This window comes from Stenotrophomonas sp. STEN046 (assembly GCF_056759755.1).
On record NZ_JBRRDR010000039.1, the window covers coordinates 22,717 to 44,262 of the forward strand.

19 protein-coding genes are annotated in these 21,546 nt (G+C 66.8%); 11 read left to right on the plus strand and 8 right to left on the minus strand.

Annotation, left to right across the window (positions count from 1 at the left end; genetic code table 11):
• Positions 1-127: 127 nt before the first annotated feature.
• Both ACVOLJ_RS16260 and ACVOLJ_RS16265 read right to left on the minus strand, forming a co-directional pair.
• Complete coding sequence (locus ACVOLJ_RS16260; RefSeq protein ID WP_475277585.1) at positions 128-1,513, minus strand: sensor histidine kinase; 1,386 nt, start codon at positions 1,511-1,513, stop codon at positions 128-130.
• On the minus strand, positions 1,491-2,174 hold the full coding sequence (locus tag ACVOLJ_RS16265; RefSeq protein ID WP_475277586.1) for a response regulator transcription factor: 684 nt from the start codon (positions 2,172-2,174) through the stop codon (positions 1,491-1,493). The genes ACVOLJ_RS16260 and ACVOLJ_RS16265 overlap by 23 nt, the downstream gene beginning before the upstream one ends.
• A gap of 153 nt (positions 2,175-2,327) precedes the next feature.
• On the opposite strand from ACVOLJ_RS16265, the gene ACVOLJ_RS16270 reads away from it, so the two are divergent.
• Together ACVOLJ_RS16270 and ACVOLJ_RS16275 are read left to right on the plus strand one after the other, a co-directional pair.
• Entirely contained in the window at positions 2,328-3,503 is a 1,176-nt protein-coding gene (locus ACVOLJ_RS16270) for an efflux RND transporter periplasmic adaptor subunit (RefSeq protein ID WP_475277587.1), read from the plus strand.
• A 4-nt stretch (positions 3,504-3,507) separates the two neighbouring features.
• Positions 3,508-6,609 carry an efflux RND transporter permease subunit gene (locus ACVOLJ_RS16275; protein ID WP_481564601.1) on the plus strand — a complete coding sequence of 1,034 codons (3,102 nt, stop codon included), beginning with the start codon at positions 3,508-3,510 and terminating at the stop codon, positions 6,607-6,609.
• A gap of 272 nt (positions 6,610-6,881) precedes the next feature.
• On the opposite strand, the gene ACVOLJ_RS16280 is transcribed toward ACVOLJ_RS16275, so the two are convergent.
• The gene (locus tag ACVOLJ_RS16280; RefSeq protein WP_475277589.1) at positions 6,882-7,286 is read right to left on the minus strand and encodes a GFA family protein; all 405 of its coding nucleotides are present in this window, start codon (positions 7,284-7,286) and stop codon (positions 6,882-6,884) included.
• A gap of 164 nt (positions 7,287-7,450) precedes the next feature.
• On the opposite strand from ACVOLJ_RS16280, the gene ACVOLJ_RS16285 reads away from it, so the two are divergent.
• Both ACVOLJ_RS16285 and ACVOLJ_RS16290 read left to right on the plus strand, forming a co-directional pair.
• Complete coding sequence (locus tag ACVOLJ_RS16285) at positions 7,451-8,425, plus strand: Lnb N-terminal periplasmic domain-containing protein (RefSeq protein ID WP_475277590.1); 975 nt, start codon at positions 7,451-7,453, stop codon at positions 8,423-8,425.
• Entirely contained in the window at positions 8,425-10,452 is a 2,028-nt protein-coding gene (locus tag ACVOLJ_RS16290) for an esterase/lipase family protein (RefSeq protein WP_475277591.1), read from the plus strand. The genes ACVOLJ_RS16285 and ACVOLJ_RS16290 overlap by 1 nt, the downstream gene beginning before the upstream one ends.
• Before the next feature lie 121 nt (positions 10,453-10,573).
• Here the strand turns inward: ACVOLJ_RS16290 and ACVOLJ_RS16295 are convergent, their stop codons facing one another.
• Positions 10,574-11,944 carry an MFS transporter gene (locus tag ACVOLJ_RS16295; protein ID WP_475277592.1) on the minus strand — a complete coding sequence of 457 codons (1,371 nt, stop codon included), beginning with the start codon at positions 11,942-11,944 and terminating at the stop codon, positions 10,574-10,576.
• A gap of 81 nt (positions 11,945-12,025) precedes the next feature.
• On the opposite strand from ACVOLJ_RS16295, the gene soxR reads away from it, so the two are divergent.
• Positions 12,026-12,460: a redox-sensitive transcriptional activator SoxR gene (gene soxR / locus ACVOLJ_RS16300; RefSeq protein WP_475277593.1), complete on the plus strand. Its 435-nt coding sequence runs from the start codon at positions 12,026-12,028 to the stop codon at positions 12,458-12,460.
• 37 nt (positions 12,461-12,497) lie between these two features.
• On the opposite strand, the gene ACVOLJ_RS16305 is transcribed toward soxR, so the two are convergent.
• On the minus strand, positions 12,498-13,100 hold the full coding sequence (locus ACVOLJ_RS16305; RefSeq protein ID WP_481564602.1) for a short chain dehydrogenase: 603 nt from the start codon (positions 13,098-13,100) through the stop codon (positions 12,498-12,500).
• Between the two features lie 98 nt (positions 13,101-13,198).
• Here ACVOLJ_RS16305 and ACVOLJ_RS16310 point away from each other — a divergent pair, with 98 nt between their 5' ends.
• Complete coding sequence (locus ACVOLJ_RS16310; RefSeq protein ID WP_481564603.1) at positions 13,199-14,074, plus strand: LysR family transcriptional regulator; 876 nt, start codon at positions 13,199-13,201, stop codon at positions 14,072-14,074.
• Between the two features lie 53 nt (positions 14,075-14,127).
• On the opposite strand, the gene proC is transcribed toward ACVOLJ_RS16310, so the two are convergent.
• The gene (gene proC / locus ACVOLJ_RS16315; RefSeq protein ID WP_475277596.1) at positions 14,128-14,949 is read right to left on the minus strand and encodes a pyrroline-5-carboxylate reductase; all 822 of its coding nucleotides are present in this window, start codon (positions 14,947-14,949) and stop codon (positions 14,128-14,130) included.
• Between the two features lie 19 nt (positions 14,950-14,968).
• Positions 14,969-15,646: a YggS family pyridoxal phosphate-dependent enzyme gene (locus ACVOLJ_RS16320; protein WP_475277597.1), complete on the minus strand. Its 678-nt coding sequence runs from the start codon at positions 15,644-15,646 to the stop codon at positions 14,969-14,971.
• Positions 15,647-15,733: 87 nt separating this feature from the next.
• Here ACVOLJ_RS16320 and ACVOLJ_RS16325 point away from each other — a divergent pair, with 87 nt between their 5' ends.
• The 4 genes from ACVOLJ_RS16325 (at position 15,734) to ACVOLJ_RS16340 (ending at position 19,844) form a co-directional block, all read left to right on the plus strand.
• Positions 15,734-16,771, plus strand: coding sequence for a type IV pilus twitching motility protein PilT (locus ACVOLJ_RS16325; protein ID WP_004147099.1), 1,038 nt, complete (start codon positions 15,734-15,736; stop codon positions 16,769-16,771).
• Between the two features lie 84 nt (positions 16,772-16,855).
• Positions 16,856-17,998: a PilT/PilU family type 4a pilus ATPase gene (locus ACVOLJ_RS16330; RefSeq protein WP_475277598.1), complete on the plus strand. Its 1,143-nt coding sequence runs from the start codon at positions 16,856-16,858 to the stop codon at positions 17,996-17,998.
• A 32-nt stretch (positions 17,999-18,030) separates the two neighbouring features.
• The gene (locus tag ACVOLJ_RS16335) at positions 18,031-18,720 is read left to right on the plus strand and encodes a PIN domain-containing protein (RefSeq protein WP_481564604.1); all 690 of its coding nucleotides are present in this window, start codon (positions 18,031-18,033) and stop codon (positions 18,718-18,720) included.
• A 140-nt stretch (positions 18,721-18,860) separates the two neighbouring features.
• On the plus strand, positions 18,861-19,844 hold the full coding sequence (locus ACVOLJ_RS16340; protein ID WP_481564605.1) for an aldo/keto reductase: 984 nt from the start codon (positions 18,861-18,863) through the stop codon (positions 19,842-19,844).
• Between the two features lie 71 nt (positions 19,845-19,915).
• Here the strand turns inward: ACVOLJ_RS16340 and ACVOLJ_RS16345 are convergent, their stop codons facing one another.
• The gene (locus ACVOLJ_RS16345; RefSeq protein WP_475277601.1) at positions 19,916-20,815 is read right to left on the minus strand and encodes a LysR family transcriptional regulator; all 900 of its coding nucleotides are present in this window, start codon (positions 20,813-20,815) and stop codon (positions 19,916-19,918) included.
• A 319-nt stretch (positions 20,816-21,134) separates the two neighbouring features.
• On the opposite strand from ACVOLJ_RS16345, the gene ACVOLJ_RS16350 reads away from it, so the two are divergent.
• The gene (locus tag ACVOLJ_RS16350) at positions 21,135-21,347 is read left to right on the plus strand and encodes a DUF4287 domain-containing protein (RefSeq protein WP_481564606.1); all 213 of its coding nucleotides are present in this window, start codon (positions 21,135-21,137) and stop codon (positions 21,345-21,347) included.
• The last annotated feature ends 199 nt before the right edge of the window (positions 21,348-21,546 follow it).

Sequence of the window (21,546 nt, forward strand, 5' to 3'; positions counted from 1 at the left end):
GCGTGGGTGGCCGGCAAAGCAGTCACCGCAGTTCCGGCACGGCGCAAAGCAGTGCTTGCCGGTGAGACTGGTGATGTTCAACGGCATCGTCTGATGCCCAAGTGCGGTTGTGTTGGACCGGCCGGCGTCAGGGCAGGCCGTCTGCCGCAGCGCGGATGCTCATCCAGGCGCCGCCCTCGGGGCTGCTGCCGGCGCGCACCCGGAAGCCGTGCAGGCCGGCGATGGCGGCCACGATCGACAGGCCGAGCCCGAACCCGGGGCCCTGGCTGGCGCTGCTGCTGCCGCGGTAGAAGCGCTGGTAGATCAGGGTGCGGTCCTGCGGTGGAATGCCGGGTCCGTTGTCGATCACATCGATCCTGGGGGCGCCGTGGTCGTCCACCGCGCGCAGCAGGATGCGCCCGTGGGCAGGGGTGAACTGCAGCGCATTGGACAGCAGGTTGGCCACTGCTTCGAACAGCAGCTCGCGGTCGCCACGCAGCAGCCCGACCTGCGGCTCCACCTGCAGTTGCAGCAGTTGCTGCTTCTCTTCGGCCAGTGGCAGGTAGAACTGGTGCAGCTCCTGCAGCAGGTCGGCGATGTCGACCGTATCGAACGCCGAGCGGCGCTGGTGGCTTTCCAGCTCGGACACACGCAGCAGCGCGGCGAAGCGCGCCATCAGCATGTCGGTCTCGACCAGTGCCCTGTCCAGTGGCTCGGCATACGCGTTCTGTTGGTCCAGGCCCACTCGCATGCGGTACAGATGCGCGCGCAAGCGGGTCAACGGCGTGCGCAGATCGTGGGCGATGCTGTCGCAGACTCCTTTGACTTCAGTCATCAGCTGTTCGATGCGATCCAGCATCGCGTTGACGATGCTCGACAGGCGGTCGATCTCATCGCGGCGGTTGGATACCGGCAGGCGCTGGCCGAGGTCGCCGGCGATGATGCGATTGGTGGCCGCTTCGATCTGCTGGATCCGCTTCAACGGGCGCCGGCGCAGGATGTGCCAACCCACCAGCCCGGGGATGACGGTCAGCGACACGCCCCACAGCAGTGCATCGAGGATGATGCTGTTGACCGCCATGAGCTTGCCGTTCTGGCGCACGAATACCAGCGTCCGCCCATCCCGGGTCACCACGCCGAGCGCACTGCCACCGTTCTCGTGCCGGCCATCGGCAAGCGTCCAACCGTCCACCGCATGCGAGTTGCCATCCAGCGGCAGTCCCCCGGGGATCGCTGTCAGCGGGCCCGCCATCGGCATGCCGGCCTTGTCGAACAGTCCATAGGTATAGACCTGGTGCAGGTCGAAGCGCTGGCTGTCGCGCAGTGCGTCGTCCAGTGCCTTGCCCTCGAAGCTCATGAACAGATGGGCGCGCTGCTGCAGGCCCGATTCGGTCATGTCGGTCAGGTAGTCCGAAATGCGCCAGTACATCACCCCCAGCAGCAGGCTCGACCACGCCACGAACAGGATGCAGTACAGCCCCAGCAGGCGGCTGCTGGAGGAGCGCCACTGGTCAGGCGTGCGCGTCGAAGACATAGCCGGTTCCACGTACGGTGGTGATCGGCTGCGGGCGGCCGGGTTGTTCGATGCGCTTGCGCACGCGTCCGATATGCACGTCGATCAGGTTGGTGCCGGGGTCGAAGTGGTAGCCCCAGACCTCCTGGAACAGCATGCTGCGGGTGACCACCTGGCCGGCATTGCGCACCAGGAATTCGAGCAGCTTGAACTCGGTGGGCAGCAGCGCGATCTCCTGGCCGCCACGGCGTGCCGAGCGGGTCATCAGGTCCAGTTCCAGATCGCCGGCGCGCAGCACGTTGTCCACCGCGCCGGCCTGGCCCTGGCGCCGGATCAGCACTTCCACGCGCGCGGCCATCTCGTCGGAGGCAAACGGCTTGGTCAGGTAGTCATCGCCGCCGGCACGCAGGCCACGCACGCGTTCATCCACATCCGACAACGCGCTGATCATCAACACCGGGGTGGTGATGCCTTCACGGCGCAGCGCGGTGACCAGTGCCAGGCCATCGAGGCCGGGCAGCATGCGGTCCAGGGTGATCACCGCATACTCGCCGCAGCGGGCCAGGACCAGGCCGCTGCTGCCGTCGGCCGCCACGTCGACCTCGAAGCCGTGGCTGCGCAGTTCGGTGGCGATTTCCTCTGCGGTGACAAGGTCGTCCTCGATGGTGAGTACGCGTGGCATGGGCCATTGTGCAGAGTGGGACACGGCCATCCTCGCAACCGCGGCCACCGACTGCAAATGAAAAATGTTTCATGCGGCATTTAGCGGGATCGTACCGCTGCGTCTTCTATATTCGGCGCCGAACGCTCCCCCACGCGTGGAATCCCATCGCCGATGATCCTGCCCAACTCCCCCCGCCGGTGCCGTGCCTGGCCGTTGCCGCGAACCGCTGGCCTGCTGCTGGTGCTTGCCGTGGCCGGCCTGCTCAGTGCCTGCGGCAAGGACGCGCCCAAGCCGGGCAGTACCGTGCCGGAAGTGACCGTGCTGACCCTGCGCAGCCAGCCACTGGCGCTGCAGCAGGAACTGCCCGGGCGCACCGTGGCTTCGCAGGAATCGGACGTGCGCCCGCAGGTCGATGGCGTGCTGGTAAAGCGCCTGTTCGAACAGGGCCAGTGGGTGAAGGCCGGGCAGCCGCTGTTCCAGATCGAGCCGGCGTTGTACCGGGCCGCGTTGAACGAGGCGCAGGCGAACGTGAAGACCGCCGAGGCCGCTGCGGTGACCGCCCGGCTGCGCGCGCAGCGCATGCAGGCGCTGGGCAAGGACCAGCTGGCCGCGCGCCAGGACGTGGATGATGCGGTGGCCAGCGACCAGCAGGCGGCCGCTGCAGCGCAGGCGGCACAGGCAGCCCGCGATACCGCCAGCACCCGGCTGGGGTTCGCCACGGTGACCTCGCCGATTGCCGGGCGCATCGGCCGCGCGCTGTTCACGCCGGGGGCGCTGGTCACCTCCGGCCAGGCCGATCCGCTGGCACGGGTGCAGCAGATGGACCCGATGAACGTGGACATCACCCAGTCCAGCAATGAGTACCTGGCACTGCGCCGCGCCATCGCCGACGGTGGCGTGCAGGCCGATACTGCGCCGGTACGGCTGCGCCTTTCCGATGGCACCGATTACCCGCTGACCGGCACGCTGGAATTTGCCGATGTCGATGTGCAGCAGGAAACCGGCAGCATCACCCTGCGCGCGCGCTTCCCCAATCCTGACGGCCAGCTGTTGCCGGGCATGTACGTGCGTGCACAGGTGGGGCAGGGCACCCGTCAGCAGGCGCTGCTGGTGCCGCAGGCGGCGGTGGACCGCAGCGCCAAGGGCGAGGCGCAGGCATGGCTGGTGGACAAGGACGGCAAGGCACGGCTGCGGCTGTTCCGCACCGCGCGTGCGGTTGGCGAGCAGTGGCTGGTGCTTGATGGCCTGGCGGCCGGCGAACAGGTGGTGGTGGCCGGTGCACAGGGCCTGGCCGATGGCATGCCGGTGCGGGTGAAGCCTGCGCCAGCACCCACCGCGAAGGACTGAGCGCATGCTGCCGCGCTTCTTCATCCATCGCCCGGTATTCGCCTGGGTCCTGGCGATCTGCATCATGGCCTTCGGCACCATCGCGGTGACCCAACTGCCGGTGGAACAGTATCCGGACATCGCACCGCCGCAGGTCAACATCACCGCCAACTACACCGGCGCCTCGGCGCAGACGGTGGAAGACAGCGTCACCCAGGTGATCGAGCAGCAGATCAAGGGCATCGACCACCTGCTGTACTTTTCCTCCACCAGTTCCTCGTCCGGGCAGGCGCGCATCACGGTCACCTTCGACCAGAGCGCCAACCCGGATATCGCCCAGGTGCAGGTGCAGAACAGCGTCAACCAGGCCATCAACCGGCTGCCGCAGGAAGTGCAGCAGCAGGGCGTGACCGTGGCCAAGTCGCAGGGCGACTCGCTGATGGTGGTGTCGCTGTACGACACCAGCCGGCGCATGGAACGGGTGGACGTATCCGATTTCCTGGTCAGCAACGTGCAGGACCCGATCAGCCGCATTGCCGGCGTTGGCGAGATCAACGTGTTCGGCTCGGCGTATGCAATGCGGGTGTGGCTGGACCCGCACAAGCTGCGCGCCTATGACCTGATGCCCTCTGACGTGCGCAGCGCGATCCAGGCGCAGAACACCCAGGTGACCGCCGGCGAGCTGGGCGCGATGCCGTCCAGCCCGACGCAGAGCCTCAACGCCACGGTGACCGCGCAATCGCGCCTGCAGACCCCCGAACAGTTCCGCGCGATCATCCTGCGCACCCTGCCCAGCGGTGCCGCCGTGCTGCTGGGCGACGTGGCGCGGGTCGAGATCGGCGCGGAGAACTACCAGACCAGCAGCTATCTCAATGGCTATCCGGCGGCCGGCTTCTCGGTGACCCTGGCATCGGGCGCCAACGCGCTGGCCACCGCCGACGCGGTGCGTGCGGAGATCGAGCGGCTGCGGCCGACCTTCCCGCCGGGCCTGCAGGTGGCCTATCCGCGTGACAGCACGCCGTTCGTGCGGGTGTCGATCGAGGGTGTCATCCACACGCTCATCGAGGCCATCGTGCTGGTGGTGGTGGTGATGTTCCTGTTCCTGCAGAACGTGCGCGCGACGCTGATTCCGGCGATCACCGTGCCGGTGGTGCTGCTGGGAACGTTTGGCGTGCTGGCCGTGGCCGGCTTCACCATCAACACGTTGACGTTGTTTGCGATGGTGCTGGCAATCGGCCTGCTGGTCGACGATGCGATCGTGGTGGTGGAGAACGTGGAGCGCATCATCCACGAAGAGCATCTGCCACCGCGCGAAGCGACTGAAAAGTCGATGGGCGAGATCACCGGTGCGTTGATCGGCATCACCGTGGTGCTCGGTGCGGTGTTCCTGCCGATGGCGCTGTTCGGCGGTTCCACCGGCATCATCTACCGGCAGTTCTCGATCACGATTGCATCTGCCATGGCATTGTCGGCGCTGGTGGCGCTGACGTTGACACCGGCGTTGTGCGCCACGCTGCTCAAGCCGTCTTCGGCGCAGAAACCGCCCGGCCGCTTCTTCCGGGCATTCAACCGGGGCGTCGAGCGCAGCCAGTCGGCCTACCAGGGAAAACTTGGTGGCGTGGTCGCCCGGCCGCGGCGCTGGATGGCGTTCTACCTGCTGCTGGTCATCGCCATGGTCGCGCTGTACGCACGCATGCCGACCGGCTTCCTGCCGGTGGAGGACCAGGGCCAGGTAACGTTCCAGTTCTCCACGCCGGAAGGCACGCCGATGGCGCGTACCGAAGCGCTGGGCGAGCAGATCAGCCGCTACTTCATGCAGCATGAGAAGCAGAACGTGGACGTGGTGTTCGTGGTGGTCGGCCGCAACAATGCCGGCACCGGCCAGAACGCGGGGCAGGGCTTCCTGGCACTGAAACCGTGGGATGAGCGCACGGGCGACAACACTGCTGCGGCAATCATCACGCGCGCGAATGCCTACTTCCGCAGGTTGCCCGATGCCAAGGTCAATGTGCTGGCACCGCCGGCGGTGCGTGGGCTGGGCCAGTCCAGCGGTTTCGAGCTGTGGCTGCAGGACACCAGCGCGGCCGGGCGCGTGGCGCTGCAGGCGGCGCAGCAACAGGTGGTGCGTGCGGCCGGCGAAGACGATGGACTCACCTCGGTGCGCTTGAACGGGCTGGGCGACAAGGCCGAACTGCGGCTGGACATCGACCATGCGCAGGCCAGCGCGCTGGGCCTGGCCCAGGCCGACATCAATGGCACGTTGTCGGCGGCGTGGGGCGGCAGCTACATCAACGATTTCCTCGATCGTGGCCGGGTCAAGCGTGTCTACATGCAGGGCGACCAGCCCTACCGCAGCGTGCCCGACGATATCGGCCAATGGTACGTGCGCGGCGGCAACGGCCAGATGGCCTCGTTCGCCAGCTTCGCCAGCAGCCACTGGGCGCGCGGCCCACAGCTGCAGCAGCGCTTCAACGGCCTGCCGGCGATGCAGATCCAGGGCAGTGCCGCCGAAGGCCACAGCTCGGGCGAGGCGATGCAGCGCATGCAGGCGCTGGTTGCCGATCAACCCGGGTTCGACCTGCAGTGGAGCGGCCTGTCCTACCAGGAACAGCTGGCCAGCAACCAGACGTTGTGGCTGTACACCGCCTCCATCGCCTTCATCTTCCTGTGCCTGGCCGCCCTTTACGAGAGCTCGACGGTGCCGGTGGCGGTGGTGCTGGTGATTCCGCTGGGTGTGATCGGTACGGTGCTGGCGACCACGGCGGCCGGGTTCGTCAACGACATCTACTTCCAGGTGGGTCTGCTGACCACCATCGGCCTGTCAGCCAAGAACGCGATCCTGATCGTGGAGTTTGCCGAAGCCCGCTATCGCGCCGGCAGTTCGGCGGTGGAGGCGGCGCTGCAGGGCGCGCGCCTGCGCCTGCGGCCGATCGTGATGACCTCACTGGCGTTCGTGGCCGGCGTGATCCCGCTGGCCCTGGCCACCGGTGCCGGTGCGGTCAGCCGGCGTGAGATCGGCATGAGCGTGATCGGCGGCATGCTCTCCGGCACCGTGCTGGCGGTGGTGCTGGTGCCGCTGTTCTTCGTGCTGGTGCGGCGATTGGGCAGGGCGCGGCCAACGCAGTGACGGCAGAGCCGCTGTCATCTGCCTGCCGCAGGGCCCTCACCCGGTCTTGGCCTGGGCATCGGTAGGGTAGGTCGTCCCCGTCCCCCACGGAGACCTGCCATGTGGTTGCTCACCCGGCTATGGCCCTCACGCCCGCTCGCTGCGGCAGATCCGCCGCCGCCGAACGCTGGCCTGCCGATGCGACGGACCCTGCTGAAGCGCCCGCTGCGCATGGGGCGGGCCAGCATGGCGCCCTGGCAGAAGGTCGCCCCTCCCGCCGGACGCCGCCGCCACTAGGCGATGCGGTCGGCGGGATGGTTGACCCCGTCGTTGACCGGAATCACCCCCAGCGCGAAGGGATCGATGCCCTCCAGGCAGGCCACGTTGTAGCCGTACTGGTCGGGGTTGGAGCGACGCCGGTGGTGGGTATAGATGCCGCATACACCGCAGAAGTAGTGTTCGGCCACATGGGTGTTGAACTGGTACAGCCGCAGGTGCTGCTGCCCGCTTACCACCTGCAGGCCCTGGCGGGTCACGCTGGCGGCGATGGCACCGCGGCGGCGGCACATCGAGCAGTCGCAGCGGCGGGGTTCGACAATGCCCTTGGGCAGGTCCAGCAGCAGTTCCACGGCGCCGCAATGGCAGGTGGCGCGATGTTGCGGCTGGACCGCGACGCCGGCAACGGAGGTGATGCCCATCGGTACTCCCAGTGCAGTGCGGGGACGCCAGTATGCCCCCGGTCGCGCCAGCCTGAACCGCTTGTGGATGTCGCCGTGCGGCCGCTTGTGGCTAACTATGCCGCCACAACACATGCGACAGGGTGCCAGTGAAAGCCGCAGGACGATGGATGACAGGATGTTTGATGCTGCTGCTTGCCCTGTGGGTGGCCGGTCTGCTGACCTACCAGATGCCCGGGCCGGGCTGGCTTGGCGCCGTGGCCGCACTGGCGTGGTTGCTGGCCGCCGGCTGGATGGCCTGGCAGGTGGCGCGTGGCCGCGGTGCACGCCTGCCGCTGCGGGTGTTCGCCGCAGGCCTTGGCCTGGCGGCACTGTGGTGGCTGCTGCTCACCCCACGGCAGGATCGCGACTGGGCCGACGACGTCGCCCAGCGACTGCACGTGGAATCCTTTGACGGCCGGCACGTGGTGCTCGATAACGTGCGTGACTTCACCTGGCGCAGCGAAACCGACTACGACGCGCGCTGGGTGCGTCGCAGCTACGACCTGGACCAACTGCGTTCGGCCGATCTGGTGCTTTCCTACTGGATGGGACCGGCCATCGCCCACACCCTGGTTTCGTTCGGTTTCGAGGATGGCCGCCACGTGGTGTTCTCGCTGGAGATCCGCAAGGAACGCGGTGAATCGTTCTCGGCGCTGGGCGGGTTCTTCCGCAAGTTCGAGATGACGCTGGTGGCCTCCGAAGAGACCGACATCATCCGCACCCGCACCAATGCACGCGGCGAGGACGTCTATCTCTATCGCCTGCACGGGATGGATCGAACGCAGCTGAAGGAACTGTTCGCAGCCTACATCGAGCAGGCGCGGCAACTGGATGCCAAGCCGGGCTTCTACAACACGCTGACCAGCAACTGCACCACCATTGTCTTCGACCTGGCGCGGCACATCGCTCCGCGCCTGCCGATGGATTATCGCCTGCTGCTGTCCGGCTACCTGGCCGAGTATGCACAGGAGGTGGGCGTGTTGACCCCGGGCGTGCCGTTCGCGGAACTGCATGCCAAGGGCCGCATCACCCAGCGCGCGCTGGACCTGGGTGGCGGCGACCATTTCTCCACCGTGATCCGCCAGGGCATTCCTGGTACCGAGCAGGACCCGCACTGATGCCTCATCCTTTCCTGTCCCGCTGGCGGCGCCTGCTGCCGGCGTTGCTCGCTGGCTTCCTGCTGCTCGGCAGCAGCGGCTGCGCGATGGTCACCGTCAAGCAGGTGTCCTCCGGCGACTACCTGGCCAACAAGCGCACCGACGTGCTCAATACCGGCAAGCTCAGTGCGGCCTCGCGCGAGACGTTGAGTGCAGCTGGCCTGGACGAATCGCAGTGCGACAAGGACTTCGTGGTCTGCCGCAGCACGCTGCTGATGACCGACGACCTGAATGTCGAGCAGCGCCTGTCGACACTTTCGGAACTGTGGGTGAAGGCTGCGCTGGCTCTGACGCCGAAGAAGCAGGCTGCCAACGAACCGCCGATGAGTGACGCGGCGCTGGATGCGTGGCTGGAGGCCGCGCGCTACGCCTATGCCTACCTGTTCTACAGCGGCCGGTCGCCGTCCGACCGTGCCTTCGAAGACCGGCAGACGCAGGTGCGCGATTACTACAACTACGCCGCCGAAAAGGCTGCCGTGGTGCTGTTCGTGCGTGCGCGTACCGCCGCGCTGGCCGGCGAGGACTACACCAAGCCGGTATCGGCAGGCAGCTGGACGCTGGCATCCAATTACCAGCAGCTGCAGTTGAAGAGCATCCCCGCGCAGCTGGTGCCGGCCGGGTCGGTCAGTTTCGTCGGCCTGCGCAGCACCTATCGCCGCGACGGCTTTGGTGCCGAGCTGGTGATGGTGATGGACCCGCCGAAACTGGTGACGCCGGTGATCGCAGCGGATGGACCGAAGGTGGAGAACACGGCTGATGCCGATACCGATGACAGCCACCGGGGACGTCGCCACCGCCATGACGATTCGGTGCCCGAGTACAGCGAGATGTCCTCGATCAATGTCACCGCGCTGCTGCGTTTCGAGGGCTCAAGCCTGGACGATGTGATGCGCACGCGCCGGGTTGAACTGGATGCCTATTCGCCCGAAGCGACCGAGCGCATCACCCTGCACGGTGAGCAGGTGCCGCTGGCTGGCAACTTCACCGCGGCCTATGGCCTGTGGCTGGCACAGAGCGGATTTGCGCGGCAGTCGCTGCGCACGCTGTTTGGCATGAGCGAAGGCATTGGCGAGCCGCACATCTACCTGATGCAGCCCTGGGATCCGAACCGACGCATCATCTTCATGCTGCATGGCCTGGCCAGCAGCCCTGAGGCGTGGGTGAACCTGGCCAACGAGATCATGGGCGACCCCGAGCTGCGCCAGCAGTTCCAGGTGTGGCAGGTCTACTACCCCACCAACGCGCCGATTGCCTTGAACCGGTATGAGATCGCCAATGCATTCAACGATACGTTGAAGCACTTCGATCCCAACGGAAGCACCCCTGCATCGAAGGACATGGTCTACATCGGCCACAGCATGGGCGGGGTGCTGGCCCGGCTGCTGGTCAGCGATTCCGGCGAGGTGCTGTGGAATGACCTGCTGGCCAGCTATGACCTGAAAGGCGAGCGGCTCAAGCGCGTGCAGTCCAAGCTGGGGCCGCTGCTGCATTTCAAGGCACAGCCCAATGTGGAACGTGCGATCTTCATTGCCGCCCCCCACCAGGGCACCGATATCGCTGGCAACAAGGTCGGCCGGCTGATCGGCCGCCTGGTGCGCCTGCCACTGACCATCCTGGGCAAGTTCGAGGATGTGTTCCTCGCGCTGGCACAGGCCGAGCAGCAGGTCGACGGCACCGCCAAGCCGAAGATTCCCAACAGCATCGACAACCTCAAGGCCAGCGATCCGTTCGTCAAGGCCAGCGCGCAGCTGCCGATTGAAGCGGGCCTGAAATACCACTCGATCATTGCCCAGCGCAAGCCGGAACTGCCGGTGCAGAAGTCCGATGATGGGCTGGTGCCGTACTGGAGTTCGCACCTGCCCGGTGCGCTGTCGGAGAAGGTGATCATCTCCGGCCACAGCGTGCAGGAAACCCCGCAGGCGGTACTGGAAGTGCGCCGGATCCTGCACCAGGACATCGATGAAGCAGGGGCTGCTGCCACGCCCTGACCGCTGCGCTCGCCGGGCATGGCCCGGCGCTACCAGCGCGTCCCTGTGCCGGGCGCCGCGGTGCCCTGATCCGTACCCTTCGGTAACGCCGGGCCATGCCCGGCGGATGGGCGGTCCCGGCCTACACCCGCCGTGCGATGACGGTGGCGAGCATCGCCAGGCCCACGGTGATTGCAAGGCACAGCACATAGCCGGTGTGCGGCGCGTGTTCCACGAACAGTGCGAACAACGCGCCGGATACCGCCAGGGCAGTGGTCACCGACAGCGCTTCGCTGAGCTGCAGGGCCGATGTATTGGCGCCCTGCTCATGCGGCGGTGACAACGACAGCGTCAGCACCGAGAGGCTGGCGTAGATCATGCCCATGCCGAAGCCGGTCAGCGCCCAGCCGACCAGCGCTACCGCCAGTGGCACGGCGGGCAGCAGCACGGCCAGGGTTGCCGTGATGCCGATGGTCATCAGCGGGGTGCCCACCCGCAGCAGTTGCTGGCGCGACCAACCGCGCTGCTGATGGCCCTGCAGCCACGAGCCGGTGAACCAGCCCAGAGCGCCCAGGCTCAGCACGGCGCCGGCCCAGCTGGGCGACAGCCCACGTTCGCGCTGCAGCAGCAGCGGCAGGTAGGCTTCGCACGCGAAGAAGGCCGCCGCAGCGATGCCGCGCAGTGCAATGACGCTGGGCAGGCCGCGGCGCAGGCGCAGGGTGCCGGCCGGCAGCAGGCGGTGCACGCAGAACAACAGGGCCAGCATCGCCACGCCGATGCACAGCAGTGCCGGTACGCCCCGTTGCTGCCCACCCAGATACAGCAGCAGGGCGGCCAGGGAGGCGCCGCCAGCCCAGCGCACGGTGTTGCCGCGGCCATCATCGGCAACACCGGTGGCGGGAGCCTGCATGCGCGCCAGCGCCGGGCGCAGCAGCAGGCCGGCCGGTATCGCCAGCAGCGGCACCGCCAGGAATACCCAGCGCCAGCCCAGGTGCTGGACGATCACCCCGCTCAGTGCGGGGCCGATCATCGACGGCACCACCCAACCGGCAGAGAACGCAGCAAACACCTTGGGCCGCAGATGCTCGGGATAGGTGCGGCCGACCATCACGTACAACGCGACCGAGATCGCGCCGGCACCCAGGCCCTGCATCAGCCGGCCGGCGACCAGCATGCCCATGCGCAGCGCGAAACCGGCCAGCAGCAATCCCAGCACGAAACAGGCCAGGCCCCACCACAGGGGCCGCGCCGGGCCATGCCGGTCTGCCCAGCGTCCCGCCAGCGTCATGCCGATCACGCTGGTGGCCAGGGTGCCGCCGAAGGCCAGCGCGTACAGGCGCAGGCCATCCAGCGCTTCGGCCACGGTCGGCATTGCCGCGGCCACGGCAAGTGCCTCGAAGGCATGCAGCGACACCAGGGCAACCATGCCGATGGTGGTGGCGCGGTAGCGCGCGGACAGGATGGACGTATCGTCCGGCACCCGGGTGCCGGACGTGGGTAGGTAGTGGGTCATGCGGGGGGGCGGGCAGGCCGCGCTTGTCATCTGCAGGGGATGGTAGCAGCATGAAGCCTCAACCAAAGTTCAGGTCAAGCGATGCAGGCAGTGGAAATGAGCGTGGGCGACGTGGCTCGCCGTAGTGGGGTGGCCGTGTCTGCGTTGCACTTCTACGAGCGCAAGGGCTTGATCAGCAGCCTGCGCACATCGGGCAACCAGCGCCGCTATGCGCGCGAGGTGCTGCGGCGGCTGGCGGTGATCCGCGTGGCGCAGCGGGTCGGCATGCCGCTGGAAGCGGTGGCCCGCGCCTTTGAAGCCCTGCCGCAGGGACGCGCACCGACCAAGGCCGACTGGGCCAAGCTGTCGGCGCGCTGGCGGGCCGAACTGGAAGAGCGCATCCACATGCTGCAGCTGCTGCGTGACGAGCTGACCGGCTGCATCGGCTGCGGCTGCCTGTCGTTGAAGCGCTGCCGGCTGGCCAATCCGGACGATGTGCTTGGCGAACGCGGCGACGGCCCCATGCGCTGGGACTGACCGCGCTGGCAGGTGCCGACCCTGGTCGGCACGCGTGTTACCAGACGGTAATCGTCTCGCCGCTCTGGATACCCTCCACCGCACGCTGGAACGCCAGCGCTGCACGCTGTGCGGTCACCGCCTCGAAGCCGGGGAAATAGGGGCCGTAGGCCTCCATCGATTCCACCAGCACGTTCGGGCTGACCACGTTGATGCGCAGCCCGCGTGGCAGCAGTTCCAGTGCCGCCGCGCGCACGAAACCTTCCAGTGCATGGTTCACCGCGGTGGCATTGGCACCGTCGCGGATGGGCTGTGCGCTGACGATGCCGCTGGTCAGGGTGATCGAGCCACCCGCGGTGAGGTGGTGCTGGGCGGCCAGCGCCAGCCGCACCTGGCCAAGCAGCTTGTCCTGCAGGCCCAGATTGAACTGCTCCGGTGTCATCTGTTGCAGCGGACCGAAATGCAGCTTGCCGGCGGTGGAAATCACCGCGTCGACCGGGCCGGTCTGCGCAAACAGCTCGCGCACGCTGGCGTCGTTGGTGAGATCCACGCGCAGTTCGCCGCTGTGGCGGCCGGCCGCCAGGATCTGGTGCTGCTGGCCCAGGTGGCGGGCCACCGCCTGGCCCAGGGTACCGCTGGCGCCGACGAGGAGGATCTTCATGGCATGTCCTTGGCTTGGGGAATGAGCGCAGTCTGCGCCGTCACTGCCAGGTTGGGTAAGTGGCTTATGATTCAATGATTCCAAACTCAGGGTTTGCAATGGATACCTTGCGCTGCATGCAGGCCTTCGTCGCAGTGGCCGAGCACGGTAGTTTTTCCGGTGCCGCCAGCCACCTGCAGGTCTCGGCTGTGATGGTCGGCAAGTACATCCAGCAGCTGGAAGCGCATCTGGGCACCGCGCTGCTGCAGCGGAACACCCGCCGCCAACGCCTGACCGAAGCCGGCGCTGCCTACCTGGCCGGTTGCCGGCAGGTGCTGGAGCAGGTACAGCAGGCCGAGGCGGACGTGGCCGGGCTGCAGGTGCAGCCGCGCGGACTGTTGCGGGTCAGTGCGCCCACAACCTGGGGCAGCTGCGTGCTGGCTCCAGTGTTGAGCGAGCTGCTGCGGGCACAGCCGCTGCTGAACATCGAGCTCGACCTCAGCAACCGACGCGTGGACCTGATCGAGGATGGCGTTGATGCGGCCATCCGGGTGGGACCGTTGCCGTCGCAGGAAGTGGTGGCACGGCCGTTGCCGCCGTACGCCATGAGCCTGTGCGCCTCACCGGCCTATCTGCGCCGGCGTGGCACACCGCGTACGCCTGCCGACCTGGAAGGACACGACTGCCTCAGCCATCTGGCCTGGCGCGGCGGCCACGGCTGGCAGCTGGCCAATGGCCAACAGGTGGAGTGGGAAGCGCGGCTGAGCAGCAATGATGGCTACGCATTGCGCGAAGCCGCCGTGGCGGGTGCGGGACTGGTGCTGCAGCCGACCGCGCTGCTTGCCGGTGAAATCAGTGCAGGACGATTGAAACCGCTGCTGCGCGACCATCTGCCCGAGCCACGGCCGATGCACCTGATCTACCTGCCCGACCGTCGCCCACGACCCCGGCTGCAGTGTTTCGTTGATTTCGTCATGGCCACATTGGGACGTTGACGGCGCATCACGGTGGGTGCCGACCGTTGGTCGGCACAACTTCACACATGGGATCAATCATTGGCCGCTGACAATGCCTGCCCCCGCACCTGCGCCGCACGCAGTGCCGTCTCAACCAATGCTTCAAATCCGCCGGCCTGGAAGCTCTCGATCGCCGCCTGGGTAGTGCCATTGGGCGAGGTCACCCGGCGGCGCAGTTCGGCAGGGCTTTCACCGGCTTCATCCAGCATGCGCGATGCACCCAGCAGTGTCTGCACCACCAGCGTGCGCGCCGCTTCTGCAGGCAGGCCCTGTGCGATACCCGCCGCTTCCATCGCTTCGGCCAGCAGGAACACATAGGCCGGTCCACTGCCGGATACGGCGGTGACCGAATCCATCAATGCCTCATCGTCGATCCACACGGTGCGGCCTGCACTGGCCAGCACGCGCTCGGCCTGTGCGTGTTGCTGTGCATCCACCGAAGGCGTTGCGTACAGGCCGGTGACCCCGGCGCCCAGCAGGGCAGGGGTGTTGGGCATCGCGCGTACCACCGGCAGATCGCCACCCAGCCAGCGCTGCAGTTGCGCACTGGTGATGCCGGCGGCAATGGACACCACCAGCGGTGCCGTGGCCTGTGCCACCGCCTGCAGTGACTGGCAGACCTCGCGCAGTACCTGCGGCTTCACTGCCAGCAACCAGGTGCCCCCCTGCGCAGCTGCCGCGCCTGCGTTGTCATGGGTGTGCACGCCGAAATCGGCCGCAAGCGCGTCGCGCAGCGCCGCCACCGGCTCGGCGACGTGGATGTGCGTGGCGGGCACGCCGCTGCCGATCAGGCCGGCAATCAGGCTGCGGGCCATGTTGCCGCCGCCGATGAAGGTGATGGAATCAGCTGCCATGGGAATCTCCTTGCAGGTATCAGGCCGGGCGCGGACGCGCGCCGAACAGGGCGGTGCCGATGCGCACCAGGGTGGCACCTTCGGCAATGGCTTCAGCGTAGTCGCTGCTCATGCCCATCGACAGGGTGTCCACCTGCGGATGGCGCGCGGCCAGCATTTCGAAAAGCGTGCGCATGCGCACGAAGGCATCGCGGCGACGCGCAGCCTCGGGCCACGGCGCGGGAATGGCCATCAGGCCACGCAGGCACAGGCCGGGCTCGGCGGCAATCGCGGCAGCCAGCGCACCCACGTCCTCCGGCGCGCAGCCGTGCTTGCTCGATTCATCATCGATGTTGACCTGGATCAGCACATTCAGCGGGCCACGCGCAGCCGGGCGGTAGCGGGCCAGGGCGCTCACCAGCTTGGGCCGGTCCACGCTCTGCACCCAGTCGAAATGGCTGGCCACCGGCTCGGCCTTGTTCGACTGCAGGTGGCCGATCAGGTGCCATTCCAGGCCCAGGCCCGGCAAGGCCTGCATCTTGGCCAGCGCTTCCTGCACGTAGTTCTCGCCGAAGGCGCGCTGGCCCTGCGCTGCCAGCGCAGCCACGGCCTCGGCCGGCTGGGTCTTGGATACCGCCAGCAGCCGCGGCGCTGGCCGCCCGGCGGCCTCGGCGGCGTTGTGCAGGTTGCTCAGGATCTGGGGCAGGGGAGTGGCCACGTAACGCGCTCGGTTCAATCAGGACGCTATACTGCCGCCCGGGGAAAGATCCTTCCAGTCGAAGCCGTTATTGGGGAGTAGCCGCTCATGGATATCGCCGAGCTGTTGGCGTTTTCCGTAAAGAACAAAGCGTCCGACCTGCATCTGTCCGCAGGCCTGCCGCCGATGATCCGCGTGGACGGCGATGTTCGCCGGATCAACATCCCAGCCCTGGACCACAAGCAGGTCCACGCGCTGGTGTACGACATCATGTCCGACAAGCAGCGCCGCGATTACGAGGAATTCCTCGAGGTCGATTTCTCGTTCGAGATTCCGTCGCTGGCGCGCTTCCGTGTCAATGCGTTCAACCAGAACCGCGGTGCCGGTGCGGTGTTCCGCACCATTCCCTCGGAAGTGCTGACCCTGGAAGACCTGGCCTGCCCGCCGCTGTTCCGCGAGGTGATCCAGCAGCCGCAGGGCCTGATCCTGGTGACCGGCCCGACCGGTTCGGGCAAGTCGACCACGCTGGCGGCGATGATCGACTACATCAACAAGAACGAATACGGCCACATCCTCACCGTCGAGGATCCGATCGAATTCGTGCACACCTCGCAGAAGTGCCTGATCAACCAGCGCGAAGTGCATCGCGATACGCATGGCTTCAATGAAGCACTGCGTTCGGCACTGCGTGAAGATCCGGACATCATCCTGGTGGGCGAACTGCGTGACCTGGAAACCATCCGCCTGGCGTTGACCGCCGCCGAAACCGGCCATCTGGTGTTCGGCACCCTGCACACCAGCTCGGCGGCAAAGACCATCGACCGCATCATCGACGTGTTCCCCGCCGGTGAAAAACCGATGGTGCGCTCGATGCTGTCCGAATCGCTGCGAGCGGTCATTTCGCAGGCGCTGCTGAAGAAGGTGGGCGGCGGGCGTACCGCCGCGTGGGAAATCATGGTCGGCACCCCGGCCATCCGTAACCTGATCCGCGAGGACAAGGTGGCGCAGATGTATTCGGCCATCCAGACCGGCCAGCAGTACGGCATGATGACCCTGGACCAGCATCTGCAGGACCTGGTCAAGCGCAGCCTGATCACCCGCAACCAGGCGCGCGAATACGCCAAGGACAAGCGTCTGTTCGAGTAAGGCGAGGCAATGGCGGGGTGGTGCGCGCGAAGGCGCCGCCAACCCCGCGCTGTTTCCTCCACCGACCGATTCCTGGAGCCTTTCGTGAACACCACCGCCACCACCATCGATTTCACATCGTTCCTCAAGCTGATGGCGCATCAGCGCGCCTCGGACCTGTTCATCACCGCAGGCATGCCGCCGGCGATGAAGGTCAACGGCAAGATTTCACCGATCACCCAGACCCCGCTCACGCCGCAGCAGAGCCGCGACCTGGTGCTGAACGTGATGACGCCGGCGCAGCGCGAAGAGTTCGAGAAGACCCACGAGTGCAACTTCGCCATCGGTCTGTCCGGTGTCGGCCGCTTCCGCGTGAGCTGCTTCTACCAGCGCAACCAGGTGGGCATGGTGCTGCGTCGCATCGAGACGCGCATTCCCACCGTAGAAGAACTGAGCCTGCCGCCGATCATCAAGACACTGGCGATGACCAAGCGCGGCATCATCCTGTTCGTCGGCGCCACCGGTACCGGCAAGTCGACGTCACTGGCGGCGATGATCGGTTACCGCAACCAGAATTCGACCGGCCACATCATCACCATCGAAGACCCGATCGAATTCGTGCACAAGCACGAAGGCTGCATCATCACCCAGCGCGAAGTCGGCATCGATACCGACAGCTGGGAAGCGGCGCTGAAGAACACGCTGCGACAGGCGCCGGATGTGATCATGATCGGCGAGGTGCGCACCCGCGAAGGCATGGATCACGCCATCGCCTTCGCCGAAACCGGTCACCTGGTGCTGTGCACGCTGCACGCCAACAACGCCAACCAGGCGATGGACCGTATCGTCAACTTCTTCCCGGAAGACCGCCGCAACCAGCTGCTGATGGATCTGTCGCTGAACCTGAAGGGTGTGGTGGCGCAGCAGCTGATTCCTTCGCCGGATGGCCGTTCGCGCAAGGTCGCGATGGAGATCCTGCTGGGTACGCCGCTGGTGCAGGATTACATCCGCGATGGCGAGATCCACAAGCTGAAGGAACTGATGAAGGAATCGGTCCAGCTGGGCATGAAGACCTTCGATCAGAGCCTGTTCGAGCTGTACCAGGCCGGCGAGATCAGCTACGAGGACGCACTGCGTTATGCCGATTCGCAGAACGAAGTGCGCCTGCGCATCAAGCTGAGCCAGGGTGGCGATGCCCGCACCCTGTCGCAGGGGCTGGATGGCGTGGAGATTTCCGAGGTGCGTTGATCGCGATGCCCTGACAGGAGATGCATATGGATATGCCGCTGGCCCGCAATGTCATCCTGATCGACTATGAGAACGTGCAGCCTCCTTCATTGAAGGAGCTGCTGGCGCCGGGGTTCAGTGTCCTGGTGTTTGTTGGCGCATCGCAGGCCAAGATCAGCATGGATGTTGTCGAGGCGATGCACGCGCTCGGTGCACAGGGCCGCTATGTGCGCTGCAATGGTCATGGCTCCAACGCACTGGATTTTCATATCGCGTTCTACATCGGTGAGATGGCTGCCACCGATCCGGGAACGTATTTCCACATCGTATCCAAGGACACCGGTTTCGATCCGCTGCTGTCGCATCTGCGCTCGCGTGGCCTGAAGGTTGGTCGAAGCACGTCGGTGGCGGCGTTGCCGATGTTTCGTGCCGTGGCGCAGAGCGCTGCTGCGGTGCCGCCGCCAAAGAAGCCATCCCCGGCGCCGACGCCGCCAAAGCCGAAGCCGAAGCCTGCGCAGTTGAGTGAAGCGTTGCGGTTGCAGCATGTGTGTGCGCAGCTTCTGAAGCAGGGAAAGGCCCGACCAACCAGGCTCAAGTCACTGGGAAGCGCCGTTCACAGCATGTTCCAGAAGACCTTGCCGGACAGTGACGTCACCGCGCTCATCCACACGCTGCAGCAGAAGAAGTGGATCGTGCTGGAAGGCGAGGCGGTGCGATACCAGCTGCCAGCCAAGGCACCCTAGGCATTCCGCGTCGGCCCGTCGGCATGGAGGTCGCAGCCCGATGCATTCATGAAATCCAGTCATGACCGACTGCCATCCAGGCCGTTCAATCCGCGCACCCTGCAGGCGTATCGTCAGCGCTCCCCTACTGGAGCACGACGATGCAGACACGTGAACTCGGCCGCAGCGGCCTGAAGGTTTCCGCCCTCGGCCTGGGCTGCATGGGCCTGAGCCACGGCTATGGCCAGCCGGTGCCGCGCAGCCAGGGCATCGCGCTGCTGCGGGCGGCCGTCGAACGCGGCGTGACCTTCTTCGATACCGCTGAGGTGTATGGCCCCTTCACCAACGAAGACCTGCTCGGCGAGGCGCTGGCGCCGTACCGCGACCGGTTGGTCATCGCCACCAAGTTTGGTTTCAAGGATGCACAGGTGGACACCGGCCTGGACAGCCGCCCCGAGAACATCCGTGCGGTGGCCGAGGCCAGCCTCAAGCGCCTGCGTACTGATCATATCGACCTGTTCTACCAGCACCGTGTCGACCCGAACGTGCCGATCGAGGATGTCGCCGGCACCGTTCGCGACCTGATCGCCGAGGGCAAGGTGGGTCACTTCGGCTTGTCCGAGGCCAGCGCTGCGACCGTGCGTCGTGCGCATGCCGTGCAACCGGTGGCCGCCGTGCAGAGCGAGTACTCGCTGTGGTGGCGCGAACCGGAGCGCGAGCTGCTGCCGACGCTGCAGGAGCTGGGCATCGGCTTCGTGCCGTTCAGCCCGCTCGGTCGTGGTTTCCTCACCGGCGCGATCAACGCCGACACCACCTTCGATGCCAACGACTTCCGCAACAGCGTGCCGCGCTTTGAAGTGGAGGCGCGCCGTGCCAACCAGGCACTGGTCGACCGCATCAGCGCGATTGCTGCCGCCCGCGGTGCCAGGCCGGCGCAGGTAGCGCTGGCCTGGCTGCTGGCGCAGGCACCGTGGATCGTGCCGATTCCGGGCACGACCAAGGTCCATCGTCTGGAAGAGAACCTGGGCGCAGCCCCACTGCAGCTGGCACCGGAAGAGCTGCAGCGCATCGCGCAGACACTGGAGGAAATAGCCATCGTCGGCGAGCGCTACAACGCGCAGCGCGCGGCACAGGCCAAGGGCTGACCGCCGGGTCACCCTGCCTCTGGTAGGTGAGGACCGAGGTGGGTGCGGACCGTCGGTCCGCACTCCCCACTTCATCCAGCCATCGGCCCACGCAGGGCATCCAGCACCGTCCGCATCGCCACCGTCACGTGCCGCCGCGACGGGTAGTACGCGTAGTAGCCATCGAAGTGCGGGCACCAGTCGTCCAGCACCGATAGCAGGCGGCCGTCGTCCAGCATCGGCTGCACCTGGTCTTCCGGCAGCCAGGCCAGGCCGCTGCCGGCCAGCGCCGCAGCGCGGGTCATGCCCATGCTGTTGAAGATCCACTGCCCGGTCACGCGCACGCTCAGCTCGTTGCCGTCCTGGCCGAAGTCCCACGGCATCAGTCCGCCGTGGGTGGGCAGGCGCAGGGTGACGCAGTTGTGCCCGGCCAGGTCGTTCGGATGCCGTGGCACCACGTGCTGGCGGAAGTAGCTGGGTGCACCGACCACGCGCATGCGCAGCGGCGGGCTGACCGCAACGGCGATCATGTCGCGCGCCAGCCGTTCGCCGAGGCGGATGCCGATGTCGTAGCGTTCAGCGACGATGTCAGCCAGGCCGTAGTCTGCGGTCAGTTCCACCTTCAGGTCGGGGTACTGCTGCAGCAGCGGTGCCAGTCGCGGCCAGGCGATGTACTCGGCGGCATGCCCGGTAGCGTTGATGCGGATCGTGCCGGCCGGGCGTTCGCGGTACTCGGCCAGCGCGGCCAGCTCGTCCTCGATCTCGGCCAGGCGCGGGGCCAGTGTCTCCAGCAGGCGGGCACCGGCTTCGGTGGTGGATACGCTGCGGGTGGTGCGGGTCAGCAGTCGCACGCCAAGGCGCGCTTCCAGCCCCCGCATGGCATGGCTGAGCGCGGACTGGGAGACACCCAGCTGGGCGGCGGCCCGGGTGAAGCTGCCCTCGCGGGCGACGTGGACGAAGGCCTGCAGGTCATTGAGATTTTCGCGGGGCATGAAGGGATGATACGGCGGGGCTGCGCCCGGCACCTGCCGAAGCGATGTCAACGTCAACATCAGCGTCAACGGCAAAAGCTGGCTTCCTGTGGGAGGCTGGGTGGTTCAGGTTGCGGGGGACGTCGCAAGTACGTCCATGGAGCCTCGGCCGCGCCATCGATGGCACTCACGCCCCCGAAACTGAGCCACCCCGCCTTCGACAGTGTCCCGCTGCTGTTGGTGGGGGCCGATCGGTGGTCGGCACGGCGTCGGATGTGCGGGGATGTCGATTTCAACGTCTGTGGTTCGTCGAATGGATGACTTTCAACAGGAGCTGCACATGAACACCGATACCAAGCCGAAAGGTCCTGCTTCGTACTTTCCCTCCATCGAGAAGACCTACGGGCAGCCGGTGGCGCATTGGCTGGGCCTGCTGGCGAAGAAGCCGGGCCTGAAGCACATGGAACTGGTCAGCTTCCTGAAGGCCGAGCATGGCCTGGGCCATGGCCACGCGAACGCCCTGGTCGCCCACCACCTCAACACCCAGCGCTGAGACAACTGCTCCACCGAGCGCAGCGACCCGCTTCTGCTCTTTTTTATCTCTTTACGTGGCTGGACGCGCACGGAAATTGTCCGGGGCCGGGGGGGGGGGGGGGGGGGGGGGGGGGGGGGGGGGGGGGCGGGGGCGGCGCCCGCCCCCACGCGGGGGGCGGGGCGCGCGCGGGCGCCCCCCACCCACCCCCGCCCGCGCC